The sequence below is a fragment of the Staphylococcus sp. 11262D007BW genome (assembly GCF_053547815.1).
In genome coordinates, this window is sequence record NZ_JBPWPJ010000001.1 from 1,390,382 (window position 1) to 1,408,645 (window position 18,264).

General features: G+C 34.7%; 22 protein-coding genes and 1 riboswitch. Of the genes, 4 read left to right on the plus strand and 18 right to left on the minus strand.

The window, feature by feature from the left end; all coding sequences use genetic code 11:
* Positions 1 to 50: 50 nt before the first annotated feature.
* Both ACEE93_RS06905 and ACEE93_RS06910 read right to left on the minus strand, forming a co-directional pair.
* Positions 51 to 1,418 carry a UDP-N-acetylmuramoyl-tripeptide--D-alanyl-D-alanine ligase gene (locus tag ACEE93_RS06905; RefSeq protein WP_449156016.1) on the minus strand — a complete coding sequence of 456 codons (1,368 nt, stop codon included), beginning with the start codon at positions 1,416 to 1,418 and terminating at the stop codon, positions 51 to 53.
* 18 nt (positions 1,419 to 1,436) lie between these two features.
* The gene (locus tag ACEE93_RS06910) at positions 1,437 to 2,507 is read right to left on the minus strand and encodes a D-alanine--D-alanine ligase (RefSeq protein ID WP_449156017.1); all 1,071 of its coding nucleotides are present in this window, start codon (positions 2,505 to 2,507) and stop codon (positions 1,437 to 1,439) included.
* 153 nt (positions 2,508 to 2,660) lie between these two features.
* On the opposite strand from ACEE93_RS06910, the gene ACEE93_RS06915 reads away from it, so the two are divergent.
* On the plus strand, positions 2,661 to 3,854 hold the full coding sequence (locus ACEE93_RS06915; RefSeq protein WP_449156472.1) for an FtsW/RodA/SpoVE family cell cycle protein: 1,194 nt from the start codon (positions 2,661 to 2,663) through the stop codon (positions 3,852 to 3,854).
* 290 nt (positions 3,855 to 4,144) lie between these two features.
* On the opposite strand, the gene ACEE93_RS06920 is transcribed toward ACEE93_RS06915, so the two are convergent.
* The 5 genes from ACEE93_RS06920 to csoR all read right to left on the minus strand — a co-directional run bounded on the left by ACEE93_RS06920 (position 4,145) and on the right by csoR (position 7,478).
* Complete coding sequence (locus ACEE93_RS06920; RefSeq protein ID WP_449156019.1) at positions 4,145 to 4,285, minus strand: Lmo0850 family protein; 141 nt, start codon at positions 4,283 to 4,285, stop codon at positions 4,145 to 4,147.
* A gap of 94 nt (positions 4,286 to 4,379) precedes the next feature.
* Positions 4,380 to 6,560, minus strand: a complete 2,181-nt coding sequence (locus ACEE93_RS06925) for a heavy metal translocating P-type ATPase (RefSeq protein ID WP_449156020.1) — start codon at positions 6,558 to 6,560, stop codon at positions 4,380 to 4,382.
* A 176-nt stretch (positions 6,561 to 6,736) separates the two neighbouring features.
* The gene (locus tag ACEE93_RS06930) at positions 6,737 to 6,940 is read right to left on the minus strand and encodes a cation transporter (protein ID WP_449156021.1); all 204 of its coding nucleotides are present in this window, start codon (positions 6,938 to 6,940) and stop codon (positions 6,737 to 6,739) included.
* A 24-nt stretch (positions 6,941 to 6,964) separates the two neighbouring features.
* Complete coding sequence (gene csoZ / locus ACEE93_RS06935) at positions 6,965 to 7,177, minus strand: putative copper chaperone CsoZ (RefSeq protein WP_449156022.1); 213 nt, start codon at positions 7,175 to 7,177, stop codon at positions 6,965 to 6,967.
* 13 nt (positions 7,178 to 7,190) lie between these two features.
* Entirely contained in the window at positions 7,191 to 7,478 is a 288-nt protein-coding gene (gene csoR / locus ACEE93_RS06940) for a copper-sensing transcriptional repressor CsoR (protein WP_449156023.1), read from the minus strand.
* Positions 7,479 to 7,605: 127 nt separating this feature from the next.
* Between csoR and cls the strand changes: the two genes are divergently transcribed.
* Positions 7,606 to 9,096 carry a cardiolipin synthase gene (gene cls, locus ACEE93_RS06945; protein WP_449156024.1) on the plus strand — a complete coding sequence of 497 codons (1,491 nt, stop codon included), beginning with the start codon at positions 7,606 to 7,608 and terminating at the stop codon, positions 9,094 to 9,096.
* Between the two features lie 15 nt (positions 9,097 to 9,111).
* Positions 9,112 to 9,765, plus strand: a complete 654-nt coding sequence (locus ACEE93_RS06950) for an HD domain-containing protein (protein ID WP_449156025.1) — start codon at positions 9,112 to 9,114, stop codon at positions 9,763 to 9,765.
* A gap of 51 nt (positions 9,766 to 9,816) precedes the next feature.
* Here the strand turns inward: ACEE93_RS06950 and yidC are convergent, their stop codons facing one another.
* The 6 genes from yidC to ACEE93_RS06980 all read right to left on the minus strand — a co-directional run bounded on the left by yidC (position 9,817) and on the right by ACEE93_RS06980 (position 14,621).
* Positions 9,817 to 10,680 carry a membrane protein insertase YidC gene (gene yidC / locus ACEE93_RS06955; RefSeq protein WP_449156026.1) on the minus strand — a complete coding sequence of 288 codons (864 nt, stop codon included), beginning with the start codon at positions 10,678 to 10,680 and terminating at the stop codon, positions 9,817 to 9,819.
* Between the two features lie 83 nt (positions 10,681 to 10,763).
* The gene (gene thiE / locus ACEE93_RS06960; RefSeq protein ID WP_449156027.1) at positions 10,764 to 11,405 is read right to left on the minus strand and encodes a thiamine phosphate synthase; all 642 of its coding nucleotides are present in this window, start codon (positions 11,403 to 11,405) and stop codon (positions 10,764 to 10,766) included.
* Positions 11,406 to 11,410: 5 nt separating this feature from the next.
* The gene (thiM, locus tag ACEE93_RS06965; RefSeq protein ID WP_449156028.1) at positions 11,411 to 12,199 is read right to left on the minus strand and encodes a hydroxyethylthiazole kinase; all 789 of its coding nucleotides are present in this window, start codon (positions 12,197 to 12,199) and stop codon (positions 11,411 to 11,413) included.
* A 1-nt stretch (position 12,200) separates the two neighbouring features.
* Entirely contained in the window at positions 12,201 to 13,007 is an 807-nt protein-coding gene (gene thiD / locus ACEE93_RS06970) for a bifunctional hydroxymethylpyrimidine kinase/phosphomethylpyrimidine kinase (RefSeq protein ID WP_449156029.1), read from the minus strand.
* Entirely contained in the window at positions 12,994 to 13,689 is a 696-nt protein-coding gene (gene tenA, locus ACEE93_RS06975) for a thiaminase II (RefSeq protein WP_449156030.1), read from the minus strand. The genes thiD and tenA overlap by 14 nt, the downstream gene beginning before the upstream one ends.
* A gap of 70 nt (positions 13,690 to 13,759) precedes the next feature.
* Positions 13,760 to 13,864, minus strand: a riboswitch (TPP riboswitch).
* Positions 13,865 to 14,273: 409 nt separating this feature from the next.
* Positions 14,274 to 14,621: a single-stranded DNA-binding protein gene (locus ACEE93_RS06980; protein ID WP_449156473.1), complete on the minus strand. Its 348-nt coding sequence runs from the start codon at positions 14,619 to 14,621 to the stop codon at positions 14,274 to 14,276.
* Between the two features lie 180 nt (positions 14,622 to 14,801).
* On the opposite strand from ACEE93_RS06980, the gene ACEE93_RS06985 reads away from it, so the two are divergent.
* Complete coding sequence (locus ACEE93_RS06985) at positions 14,802 to 15,236, plus strand: YwpF-like family protein (RefSeq protein ID WP_449156032.1); 435 nt, start codon at positions 14,802 to 14,804, stop codon at positions 15,234 to 15,236.
* A gap of 71 nt (positions 15,237 to 15,307) precedes the next feature.
* Here the strand turns inward: ACEE93_RS06985 and fabZ are convergent, their stop codons facing one another.
* The 5 genes from fabZ to ACEE93_RS07010 all read right to left on the minus strand — a co-directional run bounded on the left by fabZ (position 15,308) and on the right by ACEE93_RS07010 (position 18,261).
* A complete protein-coding gene (gene fabZ / locus ACEE93_RS06990) occupies positions 15,308 to 15,751 on the minus strand; it encodes a 3-hydroxyacyl-ACP dehydratase FabZ (RefSeq protein ID WP_449156033.1) in 444 nt (147 codons plus the stop codon).
* The gene (locus ACEE93_RS06995) at positions 15,751 to 15,945 is read right to left on the minus strand and encodes a hypothetical protein (RefSeq protein ID WP_449156474.1); all 195 of its coding nucleotides are present in this window, start codon (positions 15,943 to 15,945) and stop codon (positions 15,751 to 15,753) included. Before ACEE93_RS06995 ends, fabZ begins: the two co-directional genes overlap by 1 nt.
* A complete protein-coding gene (gene murA, locus ACEE93_RS07000) occupies positions 15,938 to 17,203 on the minus strand; it encodes a UDP-N-acetylglucosamine 1-carboxyvinyltransferase (RefSeq protein WP_449156035.1) in 1,266 nt (421 codons plus the stop codon). Before murA ends, ACEE93_RS06995 begins: the two co-directional genes overlap by 8 nt.
* Before the next feature lie 219 nt (positions 17,204 to 17,422).
* Positions 17,423 to 17,656 (minus strand): DUF1146 family protein, encoded by a 234-nt coding sequence (locus ACEE93_RS07005; protein ID WP_449156036.1) that lies wholly within the window; start codon positions 17,654 to 17,656, stop codon positions 17,423 to 17,425.
* A gap of 200 nt (positions 17,657 to 17,856) precedes the next feature.
* On the minus strand, positions 17,857 to 18,261 hold the full coding sequence (locus ACEE93_RS07010) for a F0F1 ATP synthase subunit epsilon (protein WP_449156037.1): 405 nt from the start codon (positions 18,259 to 18,261) through the stop codon (positions 17,857 to 17,859).
* Positions 18,262 to 18,264 lie beyond the last annotated feature (3 nt).

The window sequence follows — 18,264 nt, forward strand, 5'->3', positions numbered from 1 at the left end:
GACCCAATTCTCTTAATAGAGAAATGAGTCTTTGTCTCATAAATCGTCACTTATTTTGCTTCAATCAATTCATCGACAACTTCTTCTAAATGCATGCCTCGAGAGCCTTTAACAAGAACGATATCTTTTTGAAGAAGGATCGAACGAATATACTTGCTCATTTTATCTTTCGTATCAAAATGAATCGCTTCTTCTACAAAGTGTTTTCCTTTTTCATGAATATCCATGGCCGCTTCACCAAATGTATACATCATGTCTATATTTTTATTTTCTAAATATCTACCGACTGATGCATGCATTTGTTTCGATTGTGCGCCCAATTCTAACACATCACCAAGAATTAATATTTTACGTCCATCCATAGAAGATAGCGTATCGATTGCTGCTTTCATACTTGTTGGACTCGCATTATAGGCATCATTAATTACTAATGCCCCACTCGGCGATTGAAACTTCTGCATTCTCATACCTGTTAGTGTTAAGTATTTTAATTGCTCATGAATAGCTTCGTTTGAAACATCTAATAACTGCGCGATCGTGATGGCAAACGTTGCATTTTGCATATTATGTTCACCAAGCACTGGGATGGAATATTCTTCCTTACCATTGATTGAGAATGTAATACCAAATTGATTATGTTCAATAATGTGGCACTGTTGATGGTTCTCTTTACCTAACCCTACGCTATACGTTTTCGCTTCTTTTAACGTTTCAACGTGTGGTTTTAATAACGGCTCATCTCCATCATAAATTAAGCAACCATCTTTTTTGAGACCCTGAACAATTTCGAATTTGGCTTGAGCAATGCCTTCACGTGATCCTAAATCTTGCATGTGAGATTCTCCGATGTTTGTAATGACAGCGATGTCTGGTTTAGCAATCTTTGAAAGTAATTCAATTTCGTGAAAACCTGACATGCCCATTTCTAATATTGAAACTTCTGTATCTTCATCTAATTCAAGAATCGTCAACGGCATTCCAATTTCATTATTGTAGTTACCTTGTGTTTTCTTAACTCGGTAGCGACTTGATAGTAAATTTTCGATCATATCTTTTGTTGTCGTTTTACCGTTTGATCCTGTTACTGCAATAACAGTTGGTTGCACATAAGCTAAATAATGTTCAGCAAGTTGTTGTAATGCACTCAACGTATTTTTGACATAGATGACCGGCCCTTCAGTGGGTGGCTCAATGTCGCTATCTGTTTCATAGAGCACAGCGCCAGCCCCGTCTTTTAATGCTTGTTCACAAAAACGATGACCGTCTACGTTTTCCCCTTTAAAAGGAATAAACAGTTGGCCTTCTTCAATATGTCTTGAGTCAATCGTTGCGCCTGATATCGTATGGTCAAGATAACGATCATCAATTTCGCAGTCATCAAGCCATTGTGCAATTTGATGTAATGTAACATGTATCAACAGTCTGCACCTCTTTTATTAATCAATTTTATATTTATTTTTATGTTTATCTGCATGACGTTCTTTTGCTAATTCGATTAATTTTGTAATTAACTCTGCATATGGAATGCCCATGTTTTCCCAAAGTTTTGGATACATACTAAACTCTGTAAATCCAGGCATCGCATTTGTCTCGTTAATATAGATTTGTTGATCTTCTGTTACGAAGAAATCGGCACGTAATAAGCCTGAGCAATCAGTTGCTTTAAAGGCTTCAATTGCCATATTACGTAAAGTCATTTGAACGTTTTTGTCGAGTTCTGCTGGAATACTTAACTTCACTTTGCCATCTTTATATTTTGATTTATAGTCATAAAAATCAACATCTTTAATGACTTCTCCAGGCCATGTTGTTTCTGGGTAATCATTTCCTAATACAGCCACTTCAATTTCTCTAGCATTTACACCTTGTTCAATGACTAATTTACGATCAAATTGAAATGCTTCCTCAATACCTTCGATAAGTGATGCTTCGTCATCACACTTGCTGATACCTACACTTGAACCAAGATTAGCAGGTTTAACGAAAACAGGAAATTCAAGTTTGTCTTTAACTAATTTTAAAATATTATGTTGATATTTCTCATATTCGCTTCGTAAAAAGCTCACATATGGCAGTTGTGGTAATCCTCTGTGTGCAAACAATTGTTTCATGACAAGTTTATCCATTGAACTTGAAGCTGCTAAAACACCATTACCTACATAAGGGATATCTAAGACTTCAAATAATCCCTGAATGGTACCATCTTCACCATTTGGTCCATGTAATAATGGGAACACTGCATCGTATGAACCACCTTGACTAGATGAAGTTAATAATGTTGAAACTTCTCCTTCTTCAACGTCTTCTAACCTTAATATATTAATATCTGATATGTTATCAGTAATATGATCTTTCTTTTTCCAAGCACCATCATTTGTAATGTAAATAATGTCGACATCATATTGTGATTTGTCAATCGCATTTAAAACATTTTGTGCTGTTAATATAGAAACATCATGTTCGGCACTTTTACCACCATAAATAATACATAATCTTTCTTTTGCCATAAGTCCGCCTCCAAATTATTTTCTAAACTACATCTTACCATGAGATGGATTTATAATGCATTTATTTTTAGACTTTAATAGCAATTTGATTACAACTTAGGTAGAATCGGTATATAATAAAACATAGAAAAATTTTTTACAAAGGAGATTGTCATGGCTTCTTCACGTCAACAAGCACAAAAATCCTTTTTTCGTCGTCTAGATTGGCGGCTTATTATTTTACTCGCGATATTATGTTTAATCAGTATTTTAACCATTCACTCAGCGATGAGTGGTGGTCAATATAGCGCTGATTTTAGTATTAGACAAGGATTTTATTATTTAACGGGCGCCATTGCTGCCTTAGTCATTATGCTCTTTTCTCCAAAGACTATTCGCAAAAATACAATGTTGATTTATGTGATATTTAACTTCTTGCTCTTAGGTTTATTGATTCTTCCTGAGTCACCCATTACACCTGTTATTAATGGTGCAAAGAGTTGGTATCGACTAGGACCAATCAGCATTCAACCATCAGAGTTTATGAAGATTGTGCTCATCTTAGCGTTGGCTAGTGTCGTAGCACAACACAATCGATTTACATTTAATAAATCCATCGAAACAGATGTGAAGTTAATCCTCAAAATTGGGCTTGTCTCAATTGTTCCGATGGTGCTAATCCTTTTACAAAATGACTTAGGTACGACATTAGTTTTCTTAGCGATTATTGCAGGTGTCATGATCGTTAGTGGTATTACCTGGAAAATACTTGCACCTATATTTGGTGTCATCATTGCGGTCGGTGTGAGTCTTGTGCTTTCGATTATATTTAAACCAAGTCTCATTGAAAATATTGCTGGTATTAAAACGTATCAACTTGGGCGTATCAATTCTTGGCTTGACCCTTATACATATAGTTCAGGTGATGGCTTCCACTTAACGGAATCTATGAAAGCAATTGGTTCAGGTCAATTAATTGGAAAAGGCTTTAATCATGGAGAGGTTTACATTCCTGAGAACCATACTGACTTTATATTTTCAGTTATCGGGGAAGAATTTGGATTTATTGGCGCTGTCTTATTATTAGTTGTATTTTTATTATTGCTCTTGCATTTAGCGCGCTTAGCAATTCATCAAGAAAGTTTATTTAATAAAACATTTATCATTGGTTATATGAGTTTATTGCTATTCCACATTATCCAAAACATCGGTATGACCATTCAGTTATTACCTATTACGGGGATCCCGCTTCCATTTATTAGTTATGGCGGAAGTTCTATTTGGAGTTTAATGATCGGTGTCGGTGTACTCTTAAGTATTTACTACCATCGACCACAACGGTATCAGCAAGGAGATACCTCATCGTAAACGTAAATCTACAGAAAAGTTAATATAAGCTGCTCATTTCCCTTTTATTAAAAAAAGCTCAGTCGAGGCTAAGACATCAAACGCTAATACTCTCGGAAACCGATTAACGGTGTCCCAAAAGCAGGATTTTCGGCAGAAAGTTCACGATTCGCCAAAATTTGAAAAACAATTTTAGCTTTTCGTTCACTTCTGCTCAAATCCTGAGCGCTTTTGTCCCAACCTCAACTGAGCTTTATTTTAATTTAAGTTGATTTTAAATGACTGACATAATCTGCTTGTGACATTATATATTATTTCAACTTGTTTGTGGCTGGCTCTGTTGTTGGTAGTGATCGCATAATATCTAATCGTGATTTTGTTTTTTTAACCTTCACACCGATTGATGATAACATTTTGACCACATTTTGTAGCTTATCAGTTTGATTTGCCATATGATCACCTCGAGTTTATCAGTCTACTAACTATATACTACCCCAAATTTTCACACTTTACTACATCAAATCGTTATTTTTAATTGTTTTTTAATTATTTTTTAATAATATTTAAGCGTAAAGCATTCAATACGACTGACACAGAACTAAATGCCATGGCTGTTCCTGCCAACCACGGAGCTAAAAATCCACTGGCTGCAATCGGAATACCAATTAAGTTATAAATGAAAGCAAAGAATAAATTTTGTTTAATATTTTTCATAGTAAGTTTACTTAAAAATAGAGATTTAGGAATATCATTTAAGTTATTTTTAACTAAAGCGATATCCGCAGATTCTATGGCAATATCTGAACCAGAGCCCATTGCGATACCAATATCACTTTGCATGAGTGCCGGAGCATCATTGACCCCATCACCAATCATCATGACAGATTTGCCCTCTTGTTGTAGTTTGCTAATGATATTAGATTTTTCTTCTGGTTTAACATTGGCAATCACTTGTTGAATAGACACTTGTTTTGCGATGGCTTCTGCTGTTTTTTGACTATCACCGCTTAAGAGTATCACATCATAGTTTGGTTTTAGTTGTTCAATCATCGTTTCGGCGTGCGGTTTAGGTTCGTCTCTCAATCCAATGAGCGTCATCAACTGTTCATTGATTACAACACCTATTACAGTTGCACCTGTTTCTTCCATCTCCTCGACCGTATCTTGTTGCGCTGTATTTAACGTCATTTCTTTTTGAATCGAAGCAATAGATTCAATGCGCACTGATTGATCTTCAATGATACCTGAAATACCACTTCCTGTATGCGTTTGAAACGATTGAATGGAATAGGCTTGTGCATCTTCATAATAGTCCACTAGTGCACGTGATAACGGATGCTCAGATTGCATTTCTAAACTTTTGATATAACTAGGCACGTGCTCATCGTGCATTATTTCAACTACAGAAGTAACTTGAGGATGACCATTTGTAATCGTACCTGTTTTATCAAATACAAGTGTATCTACTTTTTGAGTTTGTTCTAAAGCTTCTGCCGTTTTGAACAAAATACCTGATTTGGCTGCTCTACCAGATCCAACCATTATTGAAGTTGGCGTTGCTAAACCTAGAGCACACGGACAGGCAATGACAATCACAGCAATAAATATTTCTAATGACTTACTCATCTCTTGAGGTGTTACCCAAATATACCAAATTAAAAATGCAATAATCGCTATGCTGACGACAGCTGGAACAAATATATTTGAAATTTTGTCTGCTAATCTTTGAATAGGTGGTTTATCATTTTGAGCTTGTTCGACTACATTGATAATTTGATTTAGAACCAAATCCTCTCCGACATGTGTTACACGTACTTTAATAAAATTAGTTTGATTGATCGTACTTCCAATGACTTCATGACCTTCATTTTTTTCAACTGGCATACTCTCCCCAGTCACTAATGATTCATCAATGGTAGTGGTACCTTCGATAATTTCACCATCTAAAGGAATTGTTTCACCACTGCGTACCCAAACAACGTCCCCTACTTTGACACGTTCAACTGGGACAAATTCAACCTTACCTTGGCGTTCAACTTCCGCTTCTTTGACTTGTAAAGAGGCTAATTTCTCGATTGCATCACTTGCATGGCCTTTAGCACGTTTTTCAAAGTATTTACCTAATAAAATTAACGTAATTAATACAGCACTTGTTTCAAAATATAGTGGCACATCATGGCCGCTACCAAAATGTACTATCATTAAATAGATACTATAAAAATACGCTGCGGACGTACCCATTGCTACGAGTACATCCATATTCGCACTTTTATTGCTTAAAGAACGATAAGCCCCAACATAAAATTGAGCCCCTAAAATAAATTGAATTGGTGTAGCTAACAATAATTGAAACCAAGGATTCATAAATAGTTGTGGAACGGGGACAAAATCTAAAAAGCTAAAATGCGCAAACATCGTATAAATCAATGGCAGTGAGAGCACTAACGAGATAATAAATTTATATTTTTGATGTTTCAATTCATCTTTTTGACGTTGTTTTGTCTCTTGATGCGATTTAATCTCATATGCCTCAAAACCAATTTTTTGAATACGTTCAAAAATTTGCTCACGCGAAATCTTCTTAGGATCATAAGAAACTGTCCCTTTTTCCATCACTAAATTGACCGTCATTTCATCTACACCGTCTTCTCGATTAAGGACACGTTCGATACGTGAAGCACATGCTGCACAATGCATTCCTGAAATTTTAAAAGTTTCTTTGACCATATTAATCGCTCCTATACCCCTATATGGTATTTATTAAAGTCTAAATAAAGCGGGGCTGGGTATAAGACATTACTATCGGTAAGCCCACGATTTGACTAATTGATACATCTCGTTGACTATTGCTTAACTCCTAATCGAATTAACCCAACCTCGCTATGAAACGACTGCTATTCGTCCTACTTCACATCATAACCAACATCATAAATGCGTTGTTTAATATCTTTAAGTGCTGATTCATCATTTGTTTCAACTTCTACTTTATCTTCTGAAGGAAATGCTTCAACAGAAACAACTGATTGATTTTCACTTACCGCTTCCTCTACTGCTGCTTTACAATGATCACATGTCATACCTTCTACTGCAATTGTATATTTTTCCATTTAATGACACTCCTTTTATCGTTTTTAATACGCATCGATGACAGGAAAACCTGCATCATAAATTTCTTTTTCTAAAGTATTTAAATTCATAGGTGTTTCATAACTTAATTTGACTGTTTGATTAGCCATATCAATTGTAACTTGTTCAACACCAGTCATATCGTTTAATCGAGTCATTAAACGTTGTTGATCTTCTTCAGTATTTAATGCTTTAATAAGCACTGTGCTTTGTTGCATCAATAGATTCCTCTCAATCTTTCATTAATTTTTGGAATGTGACTAATAGTTCTTCCATGGCTTCTTGTTCGGCGCCATTTTCGATTTTATGCATAATACATCCCTTCATATGATGATCTAATAACCGTGTCGCAACACTATTTAACGCCGAACGTGTCGCACGTATTTGTGTTAATACATCATCACAATACACATCTTCTTCTATCATACGATTAATCGCCCGAACCTGACCTTCAATCCGATTCATGCGCGATTTTAAATTTCGTTTAATTTCTTCTGAATGATGGGCTTTTTCCGTCATATGAAAAACTCCTATCGTGATCATTTACCTTTATATTATACCCTATATAGGTATATGTCAACGGGACAACTCCCGATTTATCACAAAAAATGATATACTACTAAAAAGATAAGGGAGGACACATCCAATGCTAGATATGCTTGTGTCGTATGGATTTGATTTGAACGCCATCATGAATTACATTTTCATTGGTGCTTTCTTATTAAATTTAGGATTTGTTTTTATTATTATTTTTATGGAACGTCGGAGTGCAGGTTCTATATGGGCATGGATTCTTGTACTTGGCTTAATTCCAATTTTAGGGTTTATTCTTTATCTTTTATTTGGTCGCCAAATTCAAAGACGTTCTATCTTTAAATTAGAGGAAAAAGACCGTATTGGTTTAGAACAAATTGTAAATCAACAACTTGATTTATTACGTAGAGATGAATTCGAAGCGGATAATCCTCATATTGAGCATTATAAACACATGATTCAAATGCTTGTTTATAATAATGCTGCTTTCTATACAAATAATAACGAAATTCAAATGTTTACTGATGGTCACGATAAATTCAACCAACTCAAAAAAGATATTTTAAATGCTAAATCCTATGTACATATTCAATATTACATTTTTAGAAATGATACATTAGGTGAAAGTATCTTAGAATTGCTCGAACAAAAGTTGGATGAAGGCCTGGAAATTAAAATGTTATACGATGATATGGGTTCACGGACCTTAACCTTACGCGACTTTAAGTTGTTTAAAGAAAAAGGTGGTAAAGTCGAAGCTTTCTTCCCTTCAAAATTACCATTGATTAATCTACGTATGAATAATCGCAACCACCGTAAAATTGTTGTCATTGATGGCAATATTGGTTATGTGGGTGGGTTTAATGTCGGAAATGAATATTTAGGTTTATCTAAAAAGTTTGGCTATTGGCGTGATACACACTTACGTATTACCGGAGAAGCGGTCAATGCTTTACAGTTACGCTTCATATTAGATTGGAACTCACAATCACACCGCAATAACATCGAATATTCAAGTAAATATTTTCCAAACAATGCAGAAGGTAAAACAGGTAATATTGGTGTTCAAATTGCTTCAAGTGGTCCTGATGAATCTTGGGAACAAATTAAATATGGATATTTAAAAATGATTTCTATGGCTGAAAAAGATATTTATATTCAAACTCCCTATTTTATACCTGATGAAGCCTTTATGGACGCGCTTAAAATTGCAGCTTTAGGCGGTGTCAATGTTAATATTATGATCCCATGTAAGCCAGACCACCCTTTTGTATACTGGGCAACATATAAAAATGTAGCAAGTCTACTTGAAGCGGGCGCCAAAGTGTACTTATATGAAAATGGCTTTTTACATGCGAAAACTTTAACCATTGATGATGAAATCACAAGTGTTGGTACAACAAACATGGATAATCGAAGTTTCACTTTAAATTTCGAGGTGAATGCGTTTGTGTACAATGACCACTTAGCAAAAGAGGTAAGACAAAGCTTTGAAGAAGATTTAAAGGTTTGTTCTGAATTAACAAAAGAACGTTATGAGCAACGCGGATTATGGATTAAATTTAAAGAATCCATCAGTCAATTATTGTCGCCAATTTTATAGACAAGGAGTAAAAAGATGACACAAATCGATTATATTACACAATCGAGAGCATTTATGACCTCTCTTCATCAACGAGATCATAGCGGTCATGACCATACACACGTGGAACGCGTCTTACAATTGGCATTAACCATCGCCAAGGATTACCCAAATGCGAACTTACGTGTGATTCAATTGGCAGCCCTTTTACATGATACTGTAGATGAAAAATTACCTCATGCCATTTCTATTGAGGCACTGAGACAATTTCTAAATCGTATTCATGTTTCCAAAGAGGAGCAAGACGAGATTGTCTACGTTATAACGCATATGAGTTTCCGTCATCGTCATCAAGTAAACACCCTTCAAACGATTGAAGCTCAAATCGTACAAGATGCAGATCGTTTAGATGCGTTAGGTGCGATCGGATTAGCAAGGACCTTTCAATTTGCTGGCGTATTTGAAGAACCCCTGTGGACCGGTCATTACAATTATAATGAAATGCAACAAATGGAGGACGTGACTACTTTGCCTCCTTCAGCGGTGAAACATTGTTTTGAAAAATTATTAAAATTAAAAGACTTAATGAATACACCTAAAGGAAAAAAGATAGCCGATCAACGCCATCATGTTGTGGAGACATTTTTACAACAATTTTTTAATGAATGGCAATCCCATCATTTAGACTAAATTACACAAAAAGCGTGACGTAAGCTCCTAGTGCTTCGTCACGCTTTCATATTATTTCTTTTTATTCTTTTTAGAAACAACTTGTGTATTTTTACCGGTTTTAGGATTTTTCTCTTCTTCCAGTTTTGCAAGAAGTGGTGCCACTTCTTCTTTGGCTTTCTTACTATATACTTTATTCGCAATATACATTTGGACAGTAAGGAAAGCGGCAGATACAGACCAATATAAACCTAATGCTGCGGCAGAACTATATGACATCCAAATAATTACAATAGGTGAAATAATCATCATCATATAGCCCATTTGACGCTGTTCTTTAGGCATATTGCCCATACTAATATATGCTTGAAGGAAATATAAAGCACCGGCAATTAATGTAATCCAAATATCTGGTTTATCTAATTGGAACCATAAGAAATCCGAATACTTCGTAATACCGCCACCTGACGGATATTTTAAAACAGTATATAACGCCATGATAATTGGCAATTGTATAATCATTGGTAAACAACCGAGCATTGTTGCAGCTGGATTAAGGTTGTATTTTTTATAAACCTGCATCATTTCTTGGTTTGCTGCCATTTTATCTTCAGATGTACGTGCGCGCTTAACCTTTTCTTGTGCTTCTGTCATTTCAGGTTTAGCCACTTTCATTTTTTCGCGCATCATATGCATATTTTTATAGTTCGCTAACATAAATGGCAATAAGACAATACGAACAACTAATACAATAATAATGATGGCCCAACCATAATTATTATTTAAGTTTTCGCCTAGCCAATGAATTAAACTATCCATTGGAGAAACAAACGTATTATAAAAGAAACCCGTTCTATTTTCTGGTTGACTGTAATCACAACCGGCTAATAATAATGCAACACCAACGAGCGTCGCTAATAGCGCTTTGTTCTTCATTTTTCCACCTCAATAATTTATTCACATAAGGTGTATTTTATCATATATTATCTTAATGGGGAAACATTATTCGAGTAATTCTTTTATGATTTGAAGTTTTCAAGAAAACGTGACACAGATTTTTCAATATTTTGGCTAGCAGTTATAGAAGAAATTGTCGCAATCCCATCTGCCCCATTCTTAACTAATGGTGCTACATTTTCTTCAGTAATACCACCAATCGCAACAATTGGAATAGTATTATCATATTCTCTCATACGACGTATTAATTCAATACCGCCAGGTTGTTTAGCATCAGCCTTGGATTGTGTCGCATAAACTGGTCCAACTCCGATGTAATCGACATGTGTTAAATCAGATTGATCATATTCTTTAAAATCACGCACGCTTAATCCAATTATCTTATCACTTAATTGTTGATAAAAATTAGCGACCTTTTCATCATCTTGACCTACGTGAACACCATCAGCATCTATATCAATCGCAAGCATGACGTCATCATTCACAATAAAAGGAACATCATATTCATGACATAAAGCTTTTAATTCAATCGCTTTCTGCTTTTTAGCCTCTCCTGTTAACGCTGAAGGTCCTTTTTCACGAAATTGAAACATCGTAATACCAGCTTCTAATGCTTGTTTTAAAATATCAGTTAACTCACCTTTTTTAACATCTTGGGTACCTGCAATAAAATATACATTTAAATAAGATCTTTTAAATTGCATCTTGCTCACACTTCTCTCTTTTTAACCTCGAGTTGGTACGACTCAGGTGTAATTTGGTTTAATTCATTGATTAGTTGGATTAAAAACGTACCAGGTAAATCAGCACCTTCCATCATTTCTGCGCGTTCTGCAGCAATGTTGTAGAACGATACCGCTTCTTCTAATTGGTCACGTGATGGTTTTAACGCTCCTAATAAAAAGCTCGCGATAATTGCACCTAGTAAGCACCCAGCTCCTGTAATTTTAGTTAGTAATGGTGTACCATTAGATAACTCGACAACCGAACCATCTTGAGCAATAATATCCTTTTCACCTGATATCACAATGGCAGTATTCAATAATTCGTGTGCCTCTTTGGCAATATCTATTACATTTAAATCTGAAGCACTATCTGTGCCTTTCATCGTCGCTTCCTCATTAATTAACGCTAAAATTTCGGATGCATTACCTTTTATAACTGATACATCAACTTCTTTAAGGAATCGTTGACAGAATGACTTTCTAAATTGGGAAGCACCGACTGCCACAGGGTCAAAGACGACAGGTACATCGGCACGATTAGCTGCTTGGGCAATTTTAATCATATCTTCCCCACGATCAACCGTTAACGTACCGATATTAATGAGTAGTGCGCTTGTTACTTTGAAAAAGTCATCAGCCTCTTCTGGTGCTTCACTCATTGCAGGGCTTGCTCCCACACTTAACAATCCATTAGCTGTAAAATTTTTTACAACATCATTGGTATAACATACGACTAATGGTTGCTTTTCTCTTAATTGTGTTAAATAATTCATTCTAATCCCATCCATTCATATGTTGATATGCGAAATGATTAACTGGACCTCTACCTTGTCCTATTTCTGGGGTATGTTTAATCGCTAAAGAAATAAAAGACTTAGCTTTTGCAACGGCATCATAAATAGAGCGACCTTTGGCTAACTCAGCAGTAATAACAGCTGAAAACGTACAGCCTGTACCATGTGTATGTTTTGTATCAAAGCGCTCACTTTCAAACGTATAATGACCCTCTTTAGTAAAAAGGTAGTCGACGGCATCTCCTTCCATATGCCCTCCTTTAATCACAACGCCTTTTGAGCCTACTTCATCGATAAAAAATCGTCCTGCTTTGTGCACCTTATCAACGCTATCAATTTGAAATTGCACAATTTCTTCTGCTTCTGGAAGATTAGGCGTTGCAACATCAGCATACGGTAATAACGTCGTTTTGAGTTGATCTCTAACACCTTGATCCATTAATGAATCACCACTTTTAGCAATCATCACTGGATCGATGACATAAGGTAAATCATATTTCTTTAAATACGTTTCGATTAATGACATCATTTCCGTCGTTGGAATCATACCTGTTTTCATGGCATGAGGTAATTCATCATTAAATACACTATCAAGTTGTTCTTCCAACCAACCCACATCAAGGTTATGAATGTGTTGGACACCTTTAGTGTTTTGAGCGACAATGCTTGTGATCGCTGCCATACCATATACACCACAAGCATGGAATGATTTTAAATCAGCCATTGCACCAGCGCCACCACTAGGATCTGTACCTGCAATTGATAAAGCAATATTAGGCTTTTTCATTTTCTGCACCTCCAAAGTCCCATCTTTCTTGCGTATATGCCATATTAAAGAAATGACGTTCATGAACGGTACTTTGTAAGAAGTTACGTTTAAAATCTTCTCGTACTTTTTGATCACTTTGTTCAGCATACTGATTAAGCCAATCATCAATATGATTCATTAAGTCATCCATTTCTGTAGCATAAAATTCAAACCAAGCTCTTAAAGGATTGTCTTTCGCAATATCATCATTCTCTAACGCACGTTTACCAATTTGTTGATAGACGTATGGACATGGTGCCATAGCAGCGATAGTATACGCAACATTATCAAAGCCATACGCATTATAATACATATGTTTAATATAGTGGTCAGCTGTAGGAAACCATTCTCCTTCTTCAATAATCTCTTCATATGGTTTACCTACATAATCTGCTAAAATATGGTGTGCTTCTACTTCTCCTGAAGCAGCAAATTGAACTTGTTCACATAAAAATTGTATTTCTTTTTTTGTATCTACTTTTGGAATTAATAATGCATAAATTTTTGCAAATTCATCTAAATAACGTGAATCTGCTTGTAAATAATGACTTATTGCTTCTTTTGAAATATCTCCTTTTAATAAAGACTGAATAAAAGGATCATTATAAATTTTTGTAATTATTGGTTCCGCTTCTTTTTTAAGTTGATTAACAAAACACATATTCATTACTCCTTTGATATAAAAAAAGACTACTTGTTAGAACGTAGCCTTAATGACATATCTTTTCAGAATATGTATAACGCTACTTCCCTACGATGGCTTGTACCACATCAGGTTCAAAGGGTCTAACATTTAATGCATCTCAGCCATAATAATGGCTCCCCTAGTAGTCTTTATTGATTAATTTGATTTTAATGTATCAAATAGATTTCAAAATATCAAATATATCAATTTGTGCACTATTGAGTTTATGTATTGGCTACAGACCAGTCTCTTAAGCGCAAATTTAAGGGACTAGCCTATAACCTATGTGAGAATAATGAAAATATTGATTATATTAATGTAAAGCTCAAATTGTCATATGAGTACAATACACAAATGTCTTCATATAAAATGTCCATCACTTCATTTTATAAAAAAATATTAATTGCTGATTTCCTGAGATATATTCTATATACTTATATTTTCGTCAAAATTTGGGAGTAGTATAGACTGGTTATACTGTTTAAATAATATTGAGAGATAAAAGGAGTTAAATATGAAAAAAATTTTAATTGCCTAGTTATATCTTTTAATACTTATGCCTACTTTGCCTTGAGCAAGGGTAACTCGTCGTGCAAAGATAAATGCTGAATTGTTGTCACCAATAATTCAGTAGTATAACGGTTTTCACCATTATAATCGAACCTTCTAGTTTGAATATGCCCTGTGATACCTACAATATCACCTTCTGAAAGCGTTTGGTTAATTTCAATTGCGAGTGCTCCGAAAGCTTTACAATTTAGAAAATCGTATATTGGTTTATTAAGTTTACTGCGATAATCACGTTCCACTGAAATGGTAAAAGTAATAAAATCACGATTTTCTTTTGGGTAAAACCTTGGTGGTTTTGTTATTCTACCAATAGCTTGAAATTGGTTTATAGTGTTCACCTCCTTGGTAGCATTATCATATACTAGAGATAATTATTTTGGCAAAGTTCAAAAATGCATGTTTTACAATAAAAACTTTGCAAAAAATTAAGCATAACAAGAATTTTATTAAAAACTACGCTATAATAGTGTGAGAAGTTGAATTTTCGTAAACTTTTAAAAATTTGAGGTGATAATGTTATGAAGACTTTTAAGGCCGTACGTTTTCAAATTGTTTCTGATGATCGAAGTGTGACAGAATATGAACTATATGATGGTGTTATTATCAATAAAGAAAATAGTGGAACTGGATGGCTTTTAGAAATTGTCATCTCTGACATACATAAAGAACAGATGGAAATGTATTTAGATAATGAAACCATGCTTGACATACGTGTCGTCATTACACGACCTTCTAACGACCCTGCTTTATTTGATGCGACAATCAAACAAATTACGCAATTAAATACCACGATATCTGTAGTGTTTGAATGTCATATCTATACATTACGACAAGTTTATGCTGAAAGCTTACTTGAGCAATTAGTTAATGAGGGATTAGAAGGAGAAGCTTTAATTACAACGTTCAATCGAATGATGCAATCTAAACCTAGACTAAAAGATGAAAGAGATTAATGATTAACATAAATAAAAACAACACTAAATCAGACATGATGTATCTGAACTTAGTGTTGTTTTTTTATCATTTATGCGTTCGGATCTTGTAATGCAAATGTTAATTCGCACGTACAAGCAACTTGGCCGTCAACAGTCGCTTTAGCTGTGCCTTTGCCGATAGGCCCTTTAATTTTAGTGATTTCTACCTCTAATTGTAAAGTGTCTCCAGGAACGACTTGTCTTTTGAAACGACACTTATCAATACCTGCAAACAATGCTAATTTACCTTTATTTTCTTCGCTATTTAACATCGCTACTGCGCCTGTTTGAGCAAGTGCTTCAGTAATCAACACACCTGGCATTACCGCGTATTCTGGAAAATGACCTTGGAAAAATGGTTCATTACCCGATACTTGTTTAATACCTACACAACGTTGACCAGGTTCATATTCAACGACCTTATCAATTAATAAAAAAGGTTGACGATGCGGTATAATATTTTTTATTTCGTTATAATTAAAAACTGTTTCCATTATTTGCCTCCTATTGCTTTAACAATATGTTGCCAGAATGTATAACTAAATACATTCCATATATTATCATGATTTAATAATAAACCGAACATAACACCGATAAATAACATGATAAAGCAGATACCTAAAAATAAAATGACTCGAAAAGAAACCAACTCAAATAAACGTTGTAATCGTTTATTTTGATTAGTCATTAATTCTTTCAATATCAGCACCTAATGATTTTAATTTTTCATGGAAGTTCACATATCCACGATCTAAATGTTTAAGTTCAGTGACAATCGTTGTCCCTTCTGCAACAAGTCCTGCTAAAATAAGTGCCGCAGCAGCGCGTAAGTCTGTTGCTTTAACCTCTGCACCTTGAAGTTCACTTTTTCCTTTAATTTTAGCACTTCTACCTTCAACTGAAATATTAGCATTCATGCGTTTAAACTCTCCTACATGCATGAAGCGATTTTCAAAGACTGTTTCAGTAATCACTTTATGCCCTTCAGCTGTTAGTAATAACGCCATCATTTGAGATTGCATATCTGTAGGAAATCCTGGATGTGGTAACGTTTTGACATCCACTGGATTTAAAGTTTCCGGTGCTGTAACATGAACACCTTCTTCACTAAAGTCCAGTTGTACACCCATTTCTTCCAACTTATAAACAAGACTTGTCATATGTTCTTGAATTGCACCTTTAACAAATACATCTCCTCTTGTGATAGCTGCCGCAATGATGAGTGTTCCTGCTTCAATACGGTCTGGAATAATATTATGTTCCACACCATTTAACATTTCAACACCATTGATAATAATAGTATCTGTTCCGGCACCTTTTACATCGCCGCCCATTTCATTAATATAGTTGGCTAAATCCACAATTTCTGGTTCACGAGCGACATTTTCAATCACAGTGCGACCTTGTGCTAAAGATGCTGCCATAATAATATTTTGTGTAGCCCCTACACTTGGAAAATCTAGGTGAATCTCGTTCCCTACTAAACCTTGTGGTGCTTCTGCATAAATAAATCCTGCTTCTTGGTGAATTTCTGCACCTAACGCTTCAAATCCTTTTAAATGTTGCTCTATTGGTCGTGAACCTATTGCACACCCACCTGGTAATGCGACTTTTGCACGTCCTAATCGAGCTAATAAAGGACCCATTACTAAAATACTTGCTCTCATCTTACTAACATATTCATATGGAGCTTCTTCACTTAAATCTTTAGTTGCATCCACTATTACTGATTGATCTTTTTCCTTATAAGTTACTTTTGCATTTAAAACACGCAATACATTATTAATCGTTTCCACATCACTTAAGGCAGGTACATTACATAATGTACTTTTACCGTTACTTGCAAGTAGTGATGCTGTAATAATCGGTAATACTGCATTCTTTGCTCCTTCTACTTGCACATTCCCTTTTAATTGGTTTCCACCTTTTACTACAATTTTATCCATCTTTCATAATCCTCCACTAGTTATCAACACTTAATCTCATTATATACAAAATTCTATTCAAAATGACATTTTATTTGATCGTTGCTAATAGATTGTAACATGAATTTATTACTAAAAGTCATCTTACATTTAAAATTTTAAATTTCTTATTTGAGACAATTTGTAACATGATTTGTTTAACGTTATGTACTCTTATCTATTTGTTGCTATCGTTAAATATCAATTAAATAAATACTTCATTTGCGTTGATGTATATAGTAAATCAGTTAAAAAGTTACTTACTGCTGTCCCTAACAAGATCGCGGCAAAAATCATAACGACTTGTACTTGAACAGGAAACCCTTTTTTAAAAAATTGTTCTAAACGAATGGCGTTTAATGCCCAATACGCAACACATATACACACAACATGTAGTATAATTTGCACGATAGAAAATTGACCTAAGTAATTCATGATCAGTCTTATCCTTTCAAATCATTGCCTTTTCTTAATTTTACATGATTTTTATATCAAATCCTAATAATAGCGGTTTTATATGACCAATTATTCAAATTGTATCATACCCGTTATAAGCTAATTATAACAAGAAGACAGCATAAAATTGTTAATGAATAGTAAAAAAGTTCGATGAGCATCTCATCGAACTTTTTTGATTATTTATATTTAGCTATTTCGATACGATTTTCAGCACGCTTTAATGCACGTTCTGCGCGTTTTAAATCTGTATCTTCTTCATCACCGTCAATATAAAAAGTCGCTCTCTCTTTAGCAGATTTTGCTCTTTCGAGATCAATATCTTCTGCAGCTTCTGCGGCTTGTACAAGTATATTTATTTTTTCACGGCGAATTTCAGCAAATCCTTCAGTTACAGCGATATAATCGGATTTACCTTCTTGAGTGACTTTAATGTGACCAATTCTTAATGGTGCAACTGTCGGAATGTGACCATGCATCACACCCATTTCGCCTGCTGTAGTTTGTAAGACAACAATTTCAGCATTGTCTTCTTTATAAACAGAACCATTAGGAGTGACGATATCTAAGGTTAATGTTTGCATTAT